At 69.5% G+C, this 18,303-nt stretch carries 15 protein-coding genes and 1 pseudogene; 8 read left to right on the top strand and 8 right to left on the bottom strand.

The annotated features are described in order from the left end of the window. Positions 1–4: 4 nt before the first annotated feature. The 3 genes from KY572_RS15845 to KY572_RS47205 form a co-directional block, all read right to left on the bottom strand. Positions 5–727, bottom strand: a complete 723-nt coding sequence (locus tag KY572_RS15845) for a carboxylesterase family protein (RefSeq protein WP_224243454.1) — start codon at positions 725–727, stop codon at positions 5–7. Between the two features lie 180 nt (positions 728–907). Next, the gene (locus KY572_RS15840) at positions 908–1,543 is read right to left on the bottom strand and encodes a GNAT family N-acetyltransferase (protein WP_224243453.1); all 636 of its coding nucleotides are present in this window, start codon (positions 1,541–1,543) and stop codon (positions 908–910) included. A 42-nt stretch (positions 1,544–1,585) separates the two neighbouring features. Beyond that, positions 1,586–1,720 (bottom strand): hypothetical protein, encoded by a 135-nt coding sequence (locus tag KY572_RS47205; protein WP_263451716.1) that lies wholly within the window; start codon positions 1,718–1,720, stop codon positions 1,586–1,588. A 149-nt stretch (positions 1,721–1,869) separates the two neighbouring features. On the opposite strand from KY572_RS47205, the gene KY572_RS15835 reads away from it, so the two are divergent. Together KY572_RS15835 and KY572_RS15830 are read left to right on the top strand one after the other, a co-directional pair. Next, a complete protein-coding gene (locus KY572_RS15835) occupies positions 1,870–2,502 on the top strand; it encodes a DUF2378 family protein (protein WP_224243452.1) in 633 nt (210 codons plus the stop codon). 187 nt (positions 2,503–2,689) lie between these two features. Next, complete coding sequence (locus KY572_RS15830; RefSeq protein WP_224243451.1) at positions 2,690–4,189, top strand: PAN domain-containing protein; 1,500 nt, start codon at positions 2,690–2,692, stop codon at positions 4,187–4,189. Positions 4,190–4,253: 64 nt separating this feature from the next. On the opposite strand, the gene KY572_RS15825 is transcribed toward KY572_RS15830, so the two are convergent. Then, a complete protein-coding gene (locus KY572_RS15825) occupies positions 4,254–5,711 on the bottom strand; it encodes a hypothetical protein (RefSeq protein ID WP_224243450.1) in 1,458 nt (485 codons plus the stop codon). 254 nt (positions 5,712–5,965) lie between these two features. Here KY572_RS15825 and KY572_RS15820 point away from each other — a divergent pair, with 254 nt between their 5' ends. From KY572_RS15820 to KY572_RS15810, 3 genes are all read left to right on the top strand, one after another. Further along, positions 5,966–7,534, top strand: a complete 1,569-nt coding sequence (locus KY572_RS15820) for a sigma-54-dependent Fis family transcriptional regulator (RefSeq protein ID WP_224243449.1) — start codon at positions 5,966–5,968, stop codon at positions 7,532–7,534. A gap of 104 nt (positions 7,535–7,638) precedes the next feature. Continuing rightward, positions 7,639–8,037, top strand: coding sequence for a hypothetical protein (locus KY572_RS15815; RefSeq protein WP_224243448.1), 399 nt, complete (start codon positions 7,639–7,641; stop codon positions 8,035–8,037). Between the two features lie 12 nt (positions 8,038–8,049). Further along, positions 8,050–8,859: a DUF4347 domain-containing protein gene (locus KY572_RS15810; RefSeq protein ID WP_224243447.1), complete on the top strand. Its 810-nt coding sequence runs from the start codon at positions 8,050–8,052 to the stop codon at positions 8,857–8,859. Here KY572_RS15810 and KY572_RS15805 read toward each other — a convergent pair. Beyond that, a complete protein-coding gene (locus KY572_RS15805; protein WP_224243835.1) occupies positions 8,856–12,146 on the bottom strand; it encodes a bifunctional serine/threonine-protein kinase/formylglycine-generating enzyme family protein in 3,291 nt (1,096 codons plus the stop codon). The genes KY572_RS15810 and KY572_RS15805 overlap by 4 nt on opposite strands. 224 nt (positions 12,147–12,370) lie before the next feature. Here KY572_RS15805 and KY572_RS15800 point away from each other — a divergent pair, with 224 nt between their 5' ends. The 3 genes from KY572_RS15800 (at position 12,371) to KY572_RS15790 (ending at position 14,676) form a co-directional block, all read left to right on the top strand. After that, the gene (locus tag KY572_RS15800; RefSeq protein ID WP_224243446.1) at positions 12,371–12,991 is read left to right on the top strand and encodes a hypothetical protein; all 621 of its coding nucleotides are present in this window, start codon (positions 12,371–12,373) and stop codon (positions 12,989–12,991) included. A 66-nt stretch (positions 12,992–13,057) separates the two neighbouring features. Next, positions 13,058–13,687, top strand: a complete 630-nt coding sequence (locus tag KY572_RS15795) for a hypothetical protein (RefSeq protein ID WP_224243445.1) — start codon at positions 13,058–13,060, stop codon at positions 13,685–13,687. 5 nt (positions 13,688–13,692) lie between these two features. Then, positions 13,693–14,676 (top strand): hypothetical protein, encoded by a 984-nt coding sequence (locus KY572_RS15790; protein WP_224243444.1) that lies wholly within the window; start codon positions 13,693–13,695, stop codon positions 14,674–14,676. A 35-nt stretch (positions 14,677–14,711) separates the two neighbouring features. Here KY572_RS15790 and KY572_RS15785 read toward each other — a convergent pair whose 3' ends face one another. The 3 genes and pseudogenes from KY572_RS15785 to ligD form a co-directional block, all read right to left on the bottom strand. After that, positions 14,712–16,133: a Fic family protein gene (locus tag KY572_RS15785; protein WP_317987853.1), complete on the bottom strand. Its 1,422-nt coding sequence runs from the start codon at positions 16,131–16,133 to the stop codon at positions 14,712–14,714. Then, positions 16,130–17,221 (bottom strand): ATP-dependent DNA ligase, encoded by a 1,092-nt coding sequence (locus tag KY572_RS15780; RefSeq protein WP_224243443.1) that lies wholly within the window; start codon positions 17,219–17,221, stop codon positions 16,130–16,132. The genes KY572_RS15785 and KY572_RS15780 overlap by 4 nt, the downstream gene beginning before the upstream one ends. After that, positions 17,218–18,143 (bottom strand): annotated as a pseudogene (gene ligD, locus KY572_RS48115) (non-homologous end-joining DNA ligase). Before ligD ends, KY572_RS15780 begins: the two are co-directional and overlap by 4 nt. Between the last annotated feature and the right edge of the window lie 160 nt (positions 18,144–18,303).

Raw genomic sequence — 18,303 nt, 5'->3', positions numbered from 1 at the left:
TGCCTCACCCCTCCCGCCGCTGCGCGAAGAGCCAGCGGCTCAGCTCCTCATCGCGAAACGCGGTGTCGAAGATGTAGTGCCCGCGGCCGGGCAGCTCCGTGTAGCGCACCCCCTGGCTCCCGGCGGCCCTGAGGGCCTCCACCAGGGCCCGGCTCCGCGCCACGGGGACCTCCGCGTCGGCGTCTCCGTGCCACGCCCAGAGGGGCATGCTCTTCAGCCTCCGAGCCGCCTGCTCGGGCGCCAGGTGCCTCCCGGCCACGGCCACCACGGCCGCGAACTGGTGGGGATGGAGCGTCGCGATGTCGACCGCTCCTCGCGCTCCCAGGGACTGGCCCACCAGGTAGAGCCGGCGCCGGTCCCCTCCATACTCCTGGAGCGTGCGCTCGAGCGCGGCCAGGGCGACGTCCGCGACGTCTCCGCTCCAGCTCTGGTCCGGCGGACAGTGCGGCAGCACGAGCACGGCGCGGTAGCGCTCAGGGAAGGCCTGGGCGGCGGTGACCACCCCCTGAATCTGGGGCCTCAGCCCGTCCGTGCCACGCGCGCCCGCGCCGTGCAGCGCGAGGATGACCGGCAGTTCCTGCCCTGGCTGATGGCCGGGAGGCAGATACACCGAATAGCGCCACGTCCTGCCGTGCAGCTCGATCGTCTTCGGTACGAAGGTGCCGGCGGGTGCTCCTGCCTCCGGAGCCACCGCCAGCGCCCATGCCACCAACACCACCGCTACCATGCGTCTGAGTCCTCTCCCCGACGGGAGGAGGAGACTACCGCGCGTCGGGAGGCTTCGCGTAGGTCAGCCTCCGTGCCGCCGCAAGCGGCCTGCGCCGCGCCCAGGATGAGGCTCAGGACGAGCTCGCACGCGAGTGTGGCGGCCGAAGGTCCTCCGCGCGAAACTGGGAGCCGCGGGCGCTCAGCCGAGCCGCCGTCCCAGGAAGTCGAAGGCCTCGAAGGGAAGCTGGCTCGCCGGGGTGCGCGGATACTCGGAGTCCAGCAGGGTGAAGCAGAGCAGATCCGCCCGCTCGTGGTGCGGCGCCAGCTGCCGGTCGCGCAGCCTGCCCTCGAACGTGAACCCCAGCCGGCGCGCCATCGCCGCGCTCCGCTCGTTCTCCGGCAGGCAGTACACATCCAGGCGCTTCACCTTGTCGAACTCGAAGGCGGTCTTTACCATCGCCGAGGCCATCTCCGTGGCCAGCCCCTTGCCGACCGCGCCACCGCGGAACCAGTAGGAGAGCTCGAGCGCGCCGATACCGGCCCGCTTGAGCAGCCCGGTCTCCCCCAGCATCCGTCCCGTGTCCGGCTCGAAGGCTCCGTAGCCGCGATCCTGGTCCAGATCGAAGCTTCCCCGGAACCTGCGGAGGTGCGCGGCATGGACCTCCAGCGACAGGGGCCCTTCCTTGAGCGGAAACAGCTCATCCAGGTGTGCGCCGCTGGAGTCCACCGCCTCCTTCCGGCGCGCAGCGTCCTCCGGCTGCATGCAGCGCACGACGAGCCGCGCGGTGCGGATGAGGTAGGGGGTGGTCGAGAGGGGCGTGGAGGGCAGGCTCATGCAGGGAGTTCTACCGGAAAGGCGCGGCGCTGACGCGGCCGCTCAGCGCTTCGCGGGGGGCTTCGCCACGTCCAGCTTCAGGCCCTCCAGCAGCGAGGCGTCCGCCTTCAGCACCGGTGGGAGCTCCGCCGGGGCAGCGCCAACGAACAAGACAAGGAGCGGCGGCAGAGGCATCATGCCCACATTCCACGCGGCCCCTGCTCCAGGGCCCTCCTCCGAAGCGGGCCGGAGGCTCTGGAGCCCCCTCCGAGGAAGCCGAGCAGGCAACCGGGGCTCCTCCGGGGAAGCGGGCGCATATACTCTGTCTCAAAGGAGCCCTGCCCTTCATGAGTTCGTCGAAGCCCCCCGGAACGTCCTCAGGTGCCGCGGAGCGGCCGTCCGCCTATGCGCGGTACCTCACGCTGCCCACTCCCTCGGACACGGTGCGCGGGTTGTTCATCAACGGCGTGCTGGCGGTGGTGAGGCACCATGGGGGCGACGCGGCCCTCAAGGAGTGCTTCCAGCTGCTGGGCGACAAGCGGTTCGAGCGCAGCTTCGTCAGCTTCTCCAGCTACCCCACCGCGGACTTCGTGCGGGTGCTGGTGGCCGCCTCCCAGGTCCTCTCGCCCCAGTTCGGCAGCCCGGATGCGACGGCCCGCCACCTGGGGGCGGCCACCGTGCGGGACTTCCTGGACTCCATGGCGGGCAAGACGCTGATGCTGCTGTCGGGCGGCGAGCCGCAGAAGATGCTGGCCAACATCCCCTCGGCCTACCGCGCCGCGTCGAGCTTCGGTGAGCGGACGGTGGTCGCCAAGGGCGAGAAGAGCGCCGTGGTCACCTTCAAGCACGACTTCATGCCGCTGGCCCACACCGAGGGCGTCCTCCTGGCGGTGCTGCAGGCCTCGCACGCGCGCAACCCCCAGGTGCGCTCCCGCTCCCTGGGGACGCTCGACAGCGAGTACGACGTGTCCTGGGAATAGCGCCGAAAATCCCCCTCAAAAGAAATCCGGCGGGTCCCGTCTTCAGGGTGACTGGCGAGCAGCACGGCCAGTCCTCACACCCCATGGCCTGAAGCGGGACACCCCGCGACTGCTCCGCTCCCACCAGGAGCCGCCGTCGCGGGCAGGCCCGAGGTGTGTCCACCCACCTCCTGCCCACCGAGGCGACATGAAACGCTCGCTGACCTCGCCGTACCGCCGTGCCTTCTCCCTGCTGGCCACCACCCTCACCGCGATGCTCGCCGTGGGCTGCGGTGGCACGGAGCTCGAGAGCGAGCCCGCCCTGGAGCCGCCCCCCGAGGCGCCCTCCACGCTCGGCGCGCCGCTGGTAGGGGGGACGGTGACGTCCCTTCGGCCGGAGATCGGCTTGTTCGTCCGTCCCAACCCGGATGGGACCTATAACGGCTGCACGGCGACGCTCATCGCGCCCCGCTACATCCTCACCGCCGCCCACTGCCTCAACGAGTACGACTACCAGGACACCGCCGTCCGCTCGTACATGGACGGCCGCTTCGACTACTTCCAGATCGCCGGGATTCCGGTCATCCCCATCGACAGCATCCACAGCTTCTCCCATCGCTTCGACGCCAAGGCCCCGAGCGGCTACAGCGCGGACATGGCGCTGATGCGGCTGGCCACGCCGGTACCCTCGACGGTGGCGCGCCCCGCGGCCATCAGCGGACTGCTCCCGACGGCGAGCACGTACTCCACCCGCTTCGGCTATGGCTGCACGGACCGCTCGACGGAGGCGGGCACGTGGAGCAAGCGCTACTACTCCTTCACGGGCACCACCAGCAACGTCACCTGCCCGGGAGACTCCGGCGGCCCCGCCACCTACGGCTCCGTGGGCGCCAATGGCGCCATCTGGGGCATCCAGAGCGGCTACGCGTGGGATCTCTTCCGCGGCGGGTGGTTCGACGTGGATGCCGACGCCACGTGGGCCAAGCTGCAGATCGAAGGGCTCATGCACGCCTGGAGCGGTGAGTTCGAGGAGGACCTGGACCGCCCGGGCAACAACTACCGCACCCTCATCCTGGCGCAGGCGGACGCCACGGCCTCTCGCTGCCGTCAGGAGTGCATCAACGACGTCCGCTGCCGGGCCTACACGCTGGTGAAGCCGGGGTTCTGGGACGGCAACGGCCACTGCTTCCTCAAGGACACGGTGGGCGACTTCCAGCCGCTTCCCGGCGTCGTCTCGGGGCTCAGCCCCAAGCGCCCCTACTCCACGGCCGAGGCGAGCGTCGATCGGCCCGGCGGGGACTACAAGAGCTTCAACGTGAACAACACCTCCGAGTGCATGGCGTACTGCGCGCAGGACTGGCAGTGCCGCGCCTTCGCCGTCAACACCACGAGCACGCCGAACGTGTGCTGGCTCAAGAACCAGACGCCCATGCCCGTCAACAACCGCCCCGGCATCTCCTCGGGAGCGCGCCGCGGCCTGGAGATGGACACCAACCGCGGGGGCTCCGACTACCTCAGCTTCCAGTATGACCACCCGACGCCCGAGTACTGCCAGGCCGAGTGCGCCCGCGACAACCGCTGCCGCGCCTGGACCTACGTCCCGCCGAACAACGCGAACCGGGCCACCTGCTGGCTGAAGAGCGCCGTCCCCGGGCCCAGCTTCGGCAAGGGCCTCGTCTCCGGAGTGAAGTGGCAGGAGTACTACTGAAGCTGCTCTCGGCCCAGAAGATACGGCCGGGGCCTGCGCACTCCCGAGTCCTAGCCAGCCCGGCTCACACCGAGCCGCGCGAGGAACGGTAGGCGCGGTGCGGGACGATGTTCCCGCGGTACCTGACGAACAGGGGGCCCCACGCGGGGTTGGCGTCATGCATCTGCTTGAGCTGGCGGAGCATGCGCGCGTGAACCTGGCGGACCACCGCTCTCGGAGTCAGGCAGGCCATCACCGCGGCAGCGACGAGGTGCGCGGCATAGGTGCCCTCGACCATCGCACCGGGCAGCTCCACGGAGCCGGACAGCAACCGCTGACCGAGCTCGATGACCCGCTCCTCGTCCGCATCGCGCCAGTTCTGGATCTGCCCCAGCGCATGGCCCTCCAGCGCGGCGGCGCGGTGGTGGACGATGACCTCCGCGACGGCCGCCGCGGACACCTTCGCGGCCTCGGCCCCCACGCGAGAGCCGGCCAGCACGATGTCGGTCCGATCCGCGTCCACCTCCCGCTCGATGAACCGGGCCCATTCGACCTTCCTCGAGAACTGGAGCTGCTCGACCGTTGCCATCGCGAGATAGCCCCGCAGCACGTCCGCGGGATGGGAATCGCCCGCTGGGCCCTCACTGCGCAGCCGAGCCCCCCCGCCCCAGGCCGCGTTCAGCCCGCGGAAGTAGCCGACCAGGCCGATGCCGGCGGTGGGCCCCATGTTGAGGATGCCGAGCACGTCCGAGGCGGTCTCGTCGATGCGCTCGGCCCAGTAGTCGGCGAGCGACCCGAGGTTGTCGCGCTTCAGCCGCTCATACACCGCGGCGGAGAGCTCGGGCGCCAGCCCGGTATCCGCGTGGAGGATGTCGTGCCCCGCCGTCTCGTGAGGGAGCGCGGACCAGGCCAGCAGTCCCCGATGCGCGTTCGCCGGCGGAAGACTGACCACCGCCGCCTTCAGCCCGAACACCCCCGAGGTGACATCCACGGGCCAGGTGTAGGGACCAAAGTCAGGATTGCCCCACTTCACCAGGGGAGGCAGGACGCCGAGGTCCGGAGGCTCCACGCCGCGGCGATCCCCGGCGCTGAGGAACCCATCGTAGAGATCGCTGACCACCTCCTGGAAGGCATCCGTCGCGACGCGCTCGTACCCCTCCGCGTTCTGCAGGATGGCGTGAGCCACGTCGAAGAGGAGCGCCGCGCCCCCCTGCCGGTGCGGATCCTGTCGCAGCACCTGCTCGAACCCCACCGGCCCCATCGTCTCCAGCATGCTCACGAAGGGCTCGTAGAAGGACTCGCGGTACATGGGAGGCAGCGAGTCACGCGCCGCGACCAGACGTCCGAGCAGCCCACGGTAGTCGGAGGGCTCGGCCGGTCCTGGGTTGCCCTCCAGCGCGGCCTCGCGGGCATCCTCGGTGAGCGCGGCCAGGTGGTGTGCACCGCTGGCAGGGGAGAAGATGGAAGGGCTCTCTTCCGCCGCGGGATGAGCGGCTGGAGCAACGGCGCGACGAAGAGGGGCGACTTTGCTGGGACGTGACATGGATTCCTCCGGGCTGAAGGGCACTCGTCTGTGAATGAGGAACTCAGATCGAGTGTTCCCCCCGTGCCGAGCAATCCCTGTGCCTCGAGTCCCTGTGCCTCGATGGCTGGCCCGAGCGGGACGGGCGCATGTCCACGCCGGTGGACACGCGCCTCGCCGGGTGTCCAATCGAATTGACGCGGACCCCGGGCTCCCTTCCAGGCTTGCCTCTGTCGCAAGCGTTGGCTCACGCCGTGCAAATGCGACGTGAGCGAATGCGCTACCTCTGGCTCATCAGCGTTGCCGTGCTCCCGACGGGTGCTATGTTGAACGACATGGCCACTCCCGAGGCACGTGTCGCCCGCGAGCGAGACCTCTACCTCGCGGTGCTCCGTGTCCTGGATGCCCCGGACCCGCTCCAACCGCTGCAGGACGTGCTGGCGGGCCTGGTCGAGCTGGCGGACGCGCAGCGCGCCGGCCTGGAGCTGTATGGAGAAGCGTCCGCGGGGCGCAGGGAGTGGGCGCTCTTCCACGGCTGCTCGGACGCGGATCGCGAGGAGATCCGGGCGCTCACGTCCCGAGGAATCGTGACTTCCGCGATCGCGGCGGGAAAGACGATCCACACGCCGCACGCGCTCCTGGATGCGCGCTTCTCCAGCTCTCCCAGCGTCAAGGGACAGCGGCTGGAGGCCGTGCTCTGCGTTCCGCTCTCGGGCCGGCTGCCGGGCGTGCTCTATCTGGAAGGCAGGCGCGGCGCGGGGCCCTTCTCGCAGGAGCTGGTGGCCTTCACGGAGTCGGTGGCGCGCTACCTGGGGACCGCCGCCGAGCGGGCCCTGGTCCGCCAGGAGCTGGACGCGGAGGATCCGACCCGTCCCTTCCGCCAGCGCTTCCAGCTCGAGGGCATCATCGGACGGAGCACGGCGCTGGCGAATGTCTTTGCCCAGCTCGCGGTGGCGGCCCCGCTGGATGTGACGGTGATGATCAGCGGCCCGTCGGGGACGGGGAAGACGCAGCTGGCGCAGGCGCTGCACGCCAACAGCAAGCGCCGGGCGGGCCCCTTCGTGGAGCTCAACTGCGCGGCCATTCCAGAGGGCCTCTTCGAGAGCGAGCTGTTCGGCGCCAAGCCGGGCGCCTTCCCCGGGGCACGGCGCACGGTGGGCAAGGTGGAGGCCGCCGAGGGCGGCACGCTCTTCCTGGATGAGATCGCCGAGATTCCCCTGGCCGCCCAGGCCAAGCTGCTGCAACTGCTGCAGTCGCGGCAGTACTTCCCCCTGGCCAGCCCGAAGCCTTCCAAGGCGAACATCCGGCTCATCACCGCGACGAACGCGAACCTCGAGCAGCAGATGCGCGAGCGCCGCTTCCGGGAGGACCTCTTCTTCCGCATCAACGTCCTGACGGTGCGCATCCCGCCGCTCGCCGAGCGCCGCGAGGACGTGGGCCCCCTGGTCGAGGCGCTGCTGGAGCGCCTGTCGGACGAGAACGGACTGCCGCGCCTGCGCGCCTCACCCGCCTGCCTCGCCGCATGCGAGGCGGCGGACTGGCCCGGCAACGTGAGGCAGCTCCGCCACAAGCTGGAGGCCGCGCTCATCCACGCGAGCGCGGAGGCGGCCTCGTTCGTGGAGCCGCGCCACGTGTTCGAGGAGGCAGGGCCCCATGCCACGGGCCCCCTCTCCTTCCACGAGGCCACGCGCCTGTTCCAGAGAGATCTGCTGCGCCGAGAGCTGGATGCCACCGACTGGTGCGTGGCGGATGTGGCGCAGCGGCTCGATCTCACCCGGCAGCACGTCTACAACCTGATGAAGGCATTCGGCCTGTCGCGAGATCCCCAGTCCGCTGGCGGTTGATGTCCACCCGTAGTCCCAAGGAGAGCACGATGCCCGGTACACCATACTATGGTGAGTCTACTGCCTTGCCTCAAAGCACCCCCGAGGCGCTGAAACACTGGTGGATGCCCCTTCTGGGGGCCATCCCCGGGTACCACGCCTACAAGGTCCGGGTCATCGACCCCGATCCAAGGAGGTTCATCTTCGATCTGGCGGGAGGGATTGCGCCCACCACCCCGGTCACCGGGTTGGAGGTCGACCTCACCAATACCCAGCACGTCTGGCCCGGTGTCCCCTCCACGGCCGTGCACGCGCAGAAGAACCAGTATGGCTTCCTCCTCCTCTCGAAGGAGTACATGGAGCCCAGGGTCACCCTCTACGCGAACTATTCGGAGGGGCCCGGCAAGTGGCCGTTCGGCGCGGACAAGATGCAGCAGGCCCGGACGGATGCTCGCAATGACATCCTCCGCTCCGTCTCGGATCTCCTGCGCTCGGTGGCGGCCCTGCAAGAGATGGACAAGTAGGAGGGCACGGCCATGCAGCTGACAGTCTTCTCCTATCCCAGAGAGCTGGATCCGGAGCTCGAGCCCGCGGTGTTTCAGGTGAACGGCCCGGGCGATCCGAAGCGCCGGCGGTTCACACGCTGCCAGGACCCCGAGTGGCTCGACTCGATCGTGAAGGACGTGGTGGATCGAGCAGGCGCGCGACTGCAGCGGTTGGATCTCTTCGGACACGGAAGCCCCGGGACGCTCACGCTCGGAGACAAGGGGCAGGAGATCGTCACTCCGGACGAGTCGACGTGGAGCCACCTCATCAACCTGGGCGAGTTCCTCGCGGACACGGCGGACGTACGGCTGCTCGGCTGTGAGACGGCGATCGGCGAGGAAGGGATGAAGGTCCTCCAGGGCCTCTCGGCGGCGCTCTCCCGGAAGCCCGGGCAGAAGCGGAAGGTGTGGGGGACCACGGCGACGATCGACTGGTGCGACTTTGGCCCCGAGGGCTTCAGCGACGCGGTGGCCTCGAAGTACCTCACCTCCTCCGAGGAGATGCACACGACCACCATCGGCGTGAAGCGCATCTGTCAGGGCATCCCGATGCCCGCCCTGACGCACCCGCGCTTTCTCCAGAACCTGCCGAAGGGCTACGTGCCCCACACATGCTCCGCCGTGCCGGCCGCCATCGTCGATGACCGCTGGAGCACCGACGGCCTCACGGTGACCGTCCGGGGTGCACGGCGTGTCATCGCCGTGAGCTCGGCACCGGACCGCCACCACGTGTTCCGCTGGCTGGGCCATGAGCCGGCGCCCAGCCTCGAGCAGCTCAAGCAGCAGCTGGGCTCGCTCTAATGAGGACGGGAGCGCTCCACGCAGCGCGCTCCCACCCCGAACTCGAACCGGCGAGCGGGCAGGTGGTTCGTCCAGGACATCTGGTGCTGCTCTGTCTCCACCGGTGCGTCCCACCTGCCGCCCGCCACCATGCGCAGGCCCGGAAAGTCCCCTTCCGTGGCCGTGGTCGCGGTCCACTCCGCCACGTTCCCCGCCATGTCCAGGATGCCGTAGGGGCTGCGATCCTCGGGGAAGGAGCCCACGGGCGCAGTGGTCGGAAACGGGTCCTTTCCCCCCAGGTTGGCGGGTGGCTCCGGGCGATCGTCGCCCCAGACCGTCACCCGCAGCGGGTTCGGATTGGCCACCGCACCGTCCGCGTCCAGGAACTCGCCCCCTCTGGCCGCCTTCTTCCATTCATCGATCGTCGGCAGTTCCTTGCCCAGGAAGCGGCAGAAGTCCTCGGCGGTGAACGCGTCGATCCCTGTCGCGGGGCTCTCCAGCGCGTGCGCCAGCTTGTAGCGCTCATGGGCCGGGGCAGTCTCTCGCTGTCCTCCCGAGAGCGGGAGCACCCGCTCCTGGAAGAGGCGGAACTGGCCGTTGGTGACCTCCGTCCTGTCCATGGCGAACGCGGCCACTTCCACCCGTGCATCTCTGCCGCGACGCTCCAAGGGCCGCCAGTAGGTTCCAGCGGGAACCTCGATCAACCCGGCCCGTGAGGCGGCGCACGTGGGGATGGGCAGCCTCAGCTCCCCGTGCTGTTTGCGCTGCGCATATCCTGGCAGCCGCTGCAGCCGGACCCGCGAGGGCGGACAGGCGCCGCGCTTCACGCTCAGCCACGCCGCCCGCGAGGGTGCCTCCACGCGCTCGCGCCATGCGCCTTGCTCGTCCACGCGCCCTTCGCCGCGTTTCAAGACGGAGCCGTCGTACGCGGCGCCCGCCCCTGCCGCCTCTTGAGGCGCCAGTGACCACTCCAGGGGGCCCGTCGCGGGAACGCGCGTCCACGCCTGGGTTCCCGGGTCGAAGTCGTACAGCTCCAGGACCAGGTCGAAGTCTCCCAGGTCCACGGCCATCAGCCGCATCTCCACCTGCTGCCGTGCCGTCTCCTGCTGCTTCTGCCGGAACGCGAGCACCGCCGCCGTGACCACCACGGCCGTGACGACCAGCAACGACACCGCGCCCGTGAGCCCTACCCTCCGCCTGCGAGCCAGCCCCTGCTCGCGCCGCCGCGCCGCCTCCAGGAATGCTCGAGAGCGGCTGGCCAGCGGCACCTTCCAGTGCTCCACCCGGCGCAGCGCCTGCGACAGCGCGTCGCCTCCCCACGTCTCCTCGTCCCTCCGTCCGCGTCGATCCCAGAGCTCGGCGGCTTGATCGATCTCGGTGACGAGCAGGTGCTCCTCGCGAGACTCCTGGCGCCAGCGCGCCAGCTCCGGCCACGCGGTGGCCAGGGCCTCGTGCGCCAGCTCGACCACGGCCCCATCCGTGCGGAGATCGCGCGAGGCCACGACCAGCCGGTGCGAGAGCAGTGCATCCAGCACCCGCCCGGCCCCCTGCCCCAGCTCTTCCAGCAGCTCCTCGCGCGTCCGAGGGCGCCGGGTGCCCTCTGGGGTGAGCATCTGGAGCAGCAGCGCTCGCACGGTGCGAACCTCCTGCGCGGGCAGCTGGCCCAGCAGCTGCCGGCCCTGCGCCGCCAGCGCTCCCGCCACGCCCCCCAGCTCCTCGTACACCGACGCGCGCAGCAGCCGCCGCTCCTTGTCACGCCGCTCCCAGAGCGCCGCGCAGGTGGCCTGCAGCAGCGGCAGCCCCGCCGGCTGGGCCTGCACGTCCGAGACGATGCGCCCCACCAGCCCCGCGTCATCGGTGGCGTAGCCGGCCCGACGCAGCGGGCCCGCGATGGCCTCGCCCAGGGCGGACGGAGACAGCGGCCCCACCACGAAGGCATTGCCCAGGAACGCGCTCAGGACCGACAGGCGAGCAAAGTGCCCCAGGTAGTCGTCCCGGAGCACCACCATCACCCGCCATCCGATGCCCGCCGTGGCCACCGCCGCCAGGCACCGTGCCAGCGCCAGCGTCTCCTCCGAGGTCGCCAGCGTGAAGGCCTCCTCGAAGGCGTCCACGGCCAGCAGCGCGGGAGCGGGCGCCAGCGCCTGCAGTAGCTCGACGATGGCTCCGGGCGTCCGCGCCAGCCGCTCCGCCGCGCTCGGCTCCAGCGCCAGCGCTTCCACCAACCGCTGGAGTGGGTGCGCGCCGGGCCGGAGGGACACCACCGTCCAGGGCGCCATCTGTCGCAGGCGCGAGAACAGCCCCGCCTGCAGCAGCGAGCTCTTGCCGATGCCCGAAGGGCCGACGAGCGCCACGGGCCCATCATGCCGCAGGCGCTCCACCAGCGCGTCCACCTCCGCCTCACGCCCGGAGAAGAGCGCGGCCTCGGCCTCGGTGAATGCCCGCAGCCCACGGAACGGAGTCCGGGCGGTGTCGTCCTCCTTGGCTCCTCCTGAGGGGTCGAGCAGCGCGGAGAGGGCTGCCGTCAGCGCCTCCGCGGAGGGGCGTGCCGCCGGAGCCAGCTCCAGGCAGGACTTGATGAGGGCTGCTCCCGCGCGCTCGGGGGACGGGCCCGGCAGCGGGCGAGGCGCGAAGGCAAACGAGGCCAGGCTGGCATCGTCCACGGGACGTCGGCCCTCGAGCAGCTCGTGGAGCATCACCCCCAGCGCCCAGATGTCCATCGCGGGAGAGGGCAGCGCTCCCTGCCAGCGCTCGGGAGACATGTACGCCGGGGTGCCAGAAGCGGCGCCAGCGGACGCGCCCGCGTGCCGCGCCAGGCCGAAGTCCACGACGCGCAGCCGCCCATCCCGAGGCAGGAGGACATTCTCCGGCTTGAGGTCCGCATGGATGATGCCGTGGCGGTGCGCCTCCGCGAGCGCATCCGCGATGGCCCGCCCTACGCGGAGGACCTCCGCCGGGGGGAGGCGCTCGCGCGCCATCCGCTCGCGCAGCGTCTGCCCCTCCAGGTACTCCAGCGCCAGGTAGGGCTGCTCGCGGAACGTACCGGCCGCGTGCACGGTGACGATGTGAGGGTGGCTGAACCGGGCGGTGGTGCGGGCCTCCTCCAGGAGCTGCGCCGCGCTCTCCGGGCCGAGCAGCTCGGGCCGCAGGAACTTGAGCGCCACCCGGCGGCCCAGCGCCAGATCCTGGGCCAGGTACACCCTCCCGGAGGCGCCCTCACCCAGGAGCTGCACCACGCGAAAGCCATCCACCAGCGAGCCCGCGGCCAGGGGCTCATCCTTGGAGGGCAGCGGGTCCGGTGCCAGCATTTTGAGCACCCCTGGATCTAACTCCAAGCCTCAGCTCCAGATCGAGGGCTTGTCAGCTCCTTTGGACACGCCGGAGGGCGGTTGTCCAATCGGTTTGACAGCCCAATGCGTGCGAGCCCGGAAAACCTCGCGACTCTCCTGGCGGGAACAGGGACCTCGCGCCATGGGGTGCTCCGGCACACCGCTTGCTCAAGCCTCCAGCGCCCATCGTTCTGGAGGCTGTCGTGGACTCTCTCATCTTCGTGGTCTCTGTTCTTGCCGTCTTCGCGATGATCCATGAGCGGGTGCTGGAGCTGCTCCGCGTGCCGCTGCGGTTCATCGCGAAGCCCGCCAGCCAGGCGCCGGAAGCGCCGCTGCCGCCCACCCACCCCAGGACGGTGGTGGACGGCCTGACGATCGGCTCCTTCAACTGGGTGAGCGCCGTCATCCTCGCGCTGCTCACGCACGCGGACCTGCTCGCGCTGCTGAGCTCGAAGCCCGAATCGTCCAACTTCTTCAAGTTCTACATGACCGACGAGCGGAGCTGGGACCGACTGTTCGATCCGGCGACGCGAGACGCCCAGCTGCTCCACCTCCTCGGCTGCGTGCTGATGGGGTTCTCCACCACCGCGGGCTCGAAGTTCTGGCACGACATGCTGAGCGGGCTGATGGATCTCCGCAAGCGGCTGAAGGACGCCGAGTCCGAGGCGCGCAAGCTGACGGCGACGGAGCTGAAGCAGGCCCTCGAGTCCGCGGCCGGAGAGCTGGGCGACTCCAAGGCCACGAACCCCGCGCAGGTGCTGGCCGACACGGCGCGAGCGCTCAAGAACGCGGCGAACAAGGCCATCGAGCCCCGCCCCTCCTAGCACCGAGCGCCACACGAGCAGCTCCAGCAGCCACTCCAGGAGCCCTTCACCGAAAGGATGCATGCCATGACAGCGAAGAAATCTTCCACGAAGAGCTCGGGGGCCCGAAACGCCCGAGGGGCGCTCCCCTCCGGGCTGGCCGGGCTGGCCGATGCGGGCACGGCCTTCCCCTTGCCCGAGGAGCACGCGGAGTTCGAGCGGCTGGTGACGCACGCGCTGCTCGTGGACGCCAGGGACTGGCCGCTCTTCGAGCGCCTGGACGCGCTCGACCCCTTCACGAGGGCGGCGACGGCGTTCGCCAACGCGAACGTCGCGGTGACGGAGCAGGAGCACTTCCTGGAGCTCGCCCTCGTCTGGATTCCCCAGCAGCTCCCCGTGGCGCTCTGGCTGGTGATCGGCAACACGACCGTGCCGGGCGGTCAGGGCGTCTTCCGCGGGGGGAAGGCGCACTTCCGGGTGCCCGCCTCGCTGTACCAGCCCGGCCAGAAGGTGAAGCTGCACGTCGCCTACAAGTTCCAGGGCGGTGGCTGGAAGTACCAGCTGTGGGGACGGTGGCGCGACAGCAGCGGGGCCATCGTCAGCCGACAGCTCGAGAGCGGAATGGACGCCAGCCCGACGAGCCCGAGCGACGACAAGTTCATCAAGCACTACGAGTTGCCGCCCGCGATGGTTGGCAACGCCGGTGAGGGAGCGTGATACCCATGACTCGACTGGCATGGATGGTCCTCCTGCTGTCGTCGGCAGCCTCGGCGCAAGCGCCGTCCGCCGAGGACTTTCTCGCGAAGGAGACGGACACGGCGGCGGAGCGCGGCAGTGAGCCTGGCGCGGATCCCTGGACGGTCGCGGCACCCACGCAGCTGTTCTCCCGGCCAACCCTGGGCGAGGTATTCAAGGTCGCCACCGAGGCCAAGGAAGAGGGCGCGGCCTTCTCGCTCACCGCATCCCCGGGGCTGCTGGTGGATACCGCGATGAAGAGCCAGTTCCTGAGCGGCCTTCAGCTCGTGGGGGCGTACTCGACGGAGGCCAAAGAACTGACCGCGGGCATCAAGGCGAACTACAGCTTCCGAGACCCCCGCGGGTGGAGCCAGACATTCGTTGATCGGCTGGATGCCACATACAAAGCCGAGCTCGGGAAGTGCCGCCCTCAGGGAGAGGGGGAGGCCATCGAGGCCTATATGGAGCACTGCAGTTCCCTCGCCTGGGACGCCCTCGACAAGGAGGTCAGCGACGCGATGGACTTCCTTCCTTCCTTCAGCCTGGGACTGTCCACCGGCTACGGATTCAACAGCCATGCCCTGGCCAAGACCGCGGCGAACCTCGCGGTCGAGGTGCCGTTCTCCACCGCATCAATCGTCTTGAACGGGAATCTGGAGAACGCCGAGGTCTCCGAGGGCCGGCGGCGCACCTCCGCCGGGCCGGCGCTGGCCCTGACCTGGAAGCCGACGCTTCCCTTCCGCAAGAAGGTCGTGCTGGACGTGAGCGTGGCGGGCAAGTGGACGGCCTGCCTGTCCGAGTGTGACGAAGACTCGTCATCGGTCGAGTTTGGCCCTCGGATTGGCGTCCCGGTGACGAAGGACAGTGTCCTGGCCGCCAGCGTGAACTGGAAGGGCTCCGGCGACGAACCTTTCAAGCCATTCCTGGGGTTGGCGTTCTCGCACAGCTTCGGGATCGAGAAGGCGGAGTAGCGCCACGCTCGTGCAGCGGCTCCATGCAATCCCGCTCAGGCCAGGTAGTTCTCGATGAGGTGTGTCCAGATATCGACGGCAATCTGCTGAGCGGACACCTTCTCCCGCACCTTGACGCCCTTGGGAAGCCGGAGCGGCTTGGAGGACAAGGGGTTTCTCCCGAACTTCGCCCAGTAGGTCTGTTCCTCGAGTTTTTCTCGGCGGACACTGTCGGCGTAGAGCGCCGTGAAGAGGTGCTCGTCCGGCATGGCTGCGAAGAAGCGCTCCGGCGCATCCTCCAGCTCAGCCTCCACGTTGAACCTCACGTAGGGCAGCCTGGCCTTCCACCACGGCTCCAGACCCGGGAGAGACTCGAGCCATCCAACGACGCTGGAACGCGAAGTCCGTCCCCGGAGGGTGATCAGCGGGACGATTTCCTGGCTCGCCCTCCGCCACAGGGCGTCATCGAAGGAGAGGCCAGACATCCCAGTCACCGTGAGCTCCACTTCGCCCTGGCGCTGGGAGAGCTGCTGGCCGATGCGCTCCGCTGTGTAGCGAAGCGCCTCCTGCAATGCCTCGATGGAGTATTTCCACGCGAGGAGCTGGGGCGAAGCCTCCTTCTCCTTCGCCGTGCTGAGCCGTCCGGCCAGGTACTCGATGGCAGGCTCCTGCACCTCCAGGGCCTCTCGGGAGGCCCGCTCGTACTCCGCGAGGCTCTGCTCCACGCCGTCCAGCGTCAGCTCCAGCATGGGCGTGAGCTCGCCCGAATGGGACGCATCGAGCGCCGCGTAGTACCGCGCCCGCTCCTGCACTCGCAGCACGATGGCCGGATACCCCTGGCGCAGGAGCAGGAGATTGGCGAGCAGCCGCCCCGTCCGGCCATTGCCATCCACGAAGGGATGGATGGTCTCGAACCACGCATGCGCGATGGCCGAGACGATGATGGGATGTTCGGGCTTCTCACTCTGGAGCCACTGCCCGAACTCCCGCATGCGCTCGGGGACATGGAGGGCCTCTGGCGGCACGTGCTCGGTGCCGCTGATGCGTACGTTGATGCGTCGATAGACGCCCGCATTCTCGGGCTCGATGCCACGCAGGACGATCGTGTGAATCTCACGCACATCCCGCTCCCCCAGCGGAGTCTCGGCCCGCGCGAGTGACTCGACGAAGTCGAGCGCCTGGGCGAGGTTGACCGCCTCCAGGTGGTCCTTGAGCGACCTCCCCTGGATGGTGATGCCATCCTCCAGCACAGCCCGGGTCTCCGGGAGAGTGAGTCGGTTTCCCTCGATGGCGTTCGAATGGTACGTGTGGTGGACGCGAAACCAGTGCCGCAGGCTCTGCACGGCCGCGGGCGGCAGCGTGGCCTGCCGCAGCTGGCGCATCCGCTCGGTCGCCTGCTGGAGTCGCGCATCGAGGCTCGCGCTCCACTGGTACTTGTGCACGCTCGACACCTCCCGCGCCCACTGTAGCCGCTTCACGGGGCCGTGGCGTCGCCGTACTCCACGAGCGGAACCTCGGCCCGCGAGCGCCGCCGCGTCACCTGCTCCATGCGGCACTGCTCGGGGGCCTTGTCGGGTCGCCACCGCAGGAACTGGGTGCCGTGCCGGAACCGCCCCTGGCTGAAGTGGTCGTACCCCACCTCCACCACGAGCCGCGTCTGCAGCGGCTCCCAGGCTCCATCCCGCTTGCTCCAGCGGCTGGGGCCGCCCGGCGTCTTGCCCGTGAAGCCCGGCCCTCCCCGGAGCGACTCGAGCGGCTCGACCAGCTCCTTCTTGTCCTTCGCGGAGAAGCTCGAGCAGAAGCCCACGTGGTGCAGCAGCCCATCCTTGTCGTAGAGCCCGAGCAGCAGCGAGCCCACCCCGCTCTTGCGGTTCTCCGCCCACCGGAAGCCGCCCACCACGCAGTCGGCCGTGCGCTGAGGCTTCACCTTCACCATCCCCGTGCGCTCGCCCGACGCGTACTTCGCGGCCAGGCGCTTGGCGATCACCCCATCCATCCCGGGCGAGCCCAGCCACGCCCGCGCCACCTTCTCCGAGTACGTCGCGGGAGACAGACGGATCTGCCCCTTCGCATCCAGGTAGCGCGAGGCGAAGGACTCCAGCTTCTGCCTCCGGTCCACCAGCGGCTTCTCGGTGAGGCGCTGCCCTCGGGTGTCCACCAGCATGTCGAAGACATAGAGGCGCGAGGGGCTCTGTGCCGCCAGCTTCGCCACGCGGCTGGCCGCCGGGTGGATGCGCATCAACAGCGCATCGAACGACAGCCCTCCGTCCTCCGGGATGACGATCTCCCCGTCGATGACGAAGCGCCTGGGCGACAGCTCCCGCACCGCCTCCACGAGCTCGGGGAAGTAGCGGCCCAGCGGCTGCCCGGCCTTGGACTGCAGCTCCACATGGTCCCCATCGCGGTAGACGACGCACCGGAAGCCGTCCCACTTGGGCTCGTACTGCCAGGTGTCTCCGGCCGGAATCTCCCGCACGAGCTCCGCCTCCATGGGCGGATAGGGCGGCGTGAGCGACAGGTCCAGCGGGCTCCAGGACGCGGGCGCGGCGGTGCGAGGCGGTCTCATAGGAACCTCTCCAGCTCCACCCTCCCCTTGGCCGCCAGCAGCGGCTTCCAGAGGTCGCCCCGACGCTTGATGCGCGCGGGCACGTTCTTCAGGGTGAAGTCCTCGATGCGCGCCCCCGACTCGAGCTCCTCCCAGGTGACGGGGGTGGACACGCTGGCGTAGGCCGTGGGGCGCACCGAGTAGATGGACGCCAGCGTGCGCCCCCAGGCGTTCTGGTTGTAGTCCACGAGCACGCGCCCTCGCGGACGCTTGGCGATGCGGTACTCGGCGGTGATGAGCTCCGGGTACTGCCCGGCCAGCTCCTGCGCCAGCGCCTTGGCGATGGTCCATACCTGCTTCTGCGTCGGTCCCCGGCGGATGGGCACGTAGACGTGCAGCCCCTTGGAGCCCGAGGTCTTCACCAGCGTGGGCATCTTCAGGCCCTCGAGCACCTCCCGCAGCACGAGCCCGGTCTCCACCACCTGCTCCCAGCTGGCCTTGCACGGGTCCAGATCGAAGTGCAGATAGTCCGGCCGCTGCACGTCGTCGCAGCGCGCGTACCAGGGATTCAGGTCGATGCCACCGTCCACAGCAGCGCCGCGAGATCATCCACCACCGGGAAGTCGATGACGTTGCCCGAGGCGTGGGAGATGGAGCAGGTACGCAGCCAGGCGGGGCGCGGCTCGGGCGCGCGCTTCATGAAGAAAAACGGGCCGGAGGCGCCATTCGGGTAGCGCTTCATCACCATGGCCCGGTCGCTCAGGTGCGCTAGGAGCACCGGCGCCACCTGGACGTAGTAGCGAAGCAGATCTCCCTTGGTGATGCCGAGCTCGGGCCAGAACGGCTTCTCCAGATGGGTCAGCCGGATCTCCCGATCGCCGATCGTCACATGGCGCTCGCCGCTCGCGCCCTCATCGAGGATGGACAAGGCCTCCGCGTTCATGCCCTGAAGGTAGGAACGTGCTCACCCGCGCGGCACAGCCGCGAACGAGGCTCCGGCCAGCAGGCGGGCGGACGAACGCGCGCGGAGAAAGTGCATCTCCAGCCCTTGGATGAGAGCGCGGCTCAACCCGTCAGAGAGAGTTCATGCCTCTCACCTCTCA

It is taken from the genome of Hyalangium gracile, assembly GCF_020103725.1.
GTDB classification, from domain to species: Bacteria; Myxococcota; Myxococcia; order Myxococcales; family Myxococcaceae; genus Hyalangium; species Hyalangium gracile.
The sequence above is the reverse complement of the archived record's forward strand: the minus strand, read 5'-3'. Positions and strand labels throughout refer to the sequence as shown.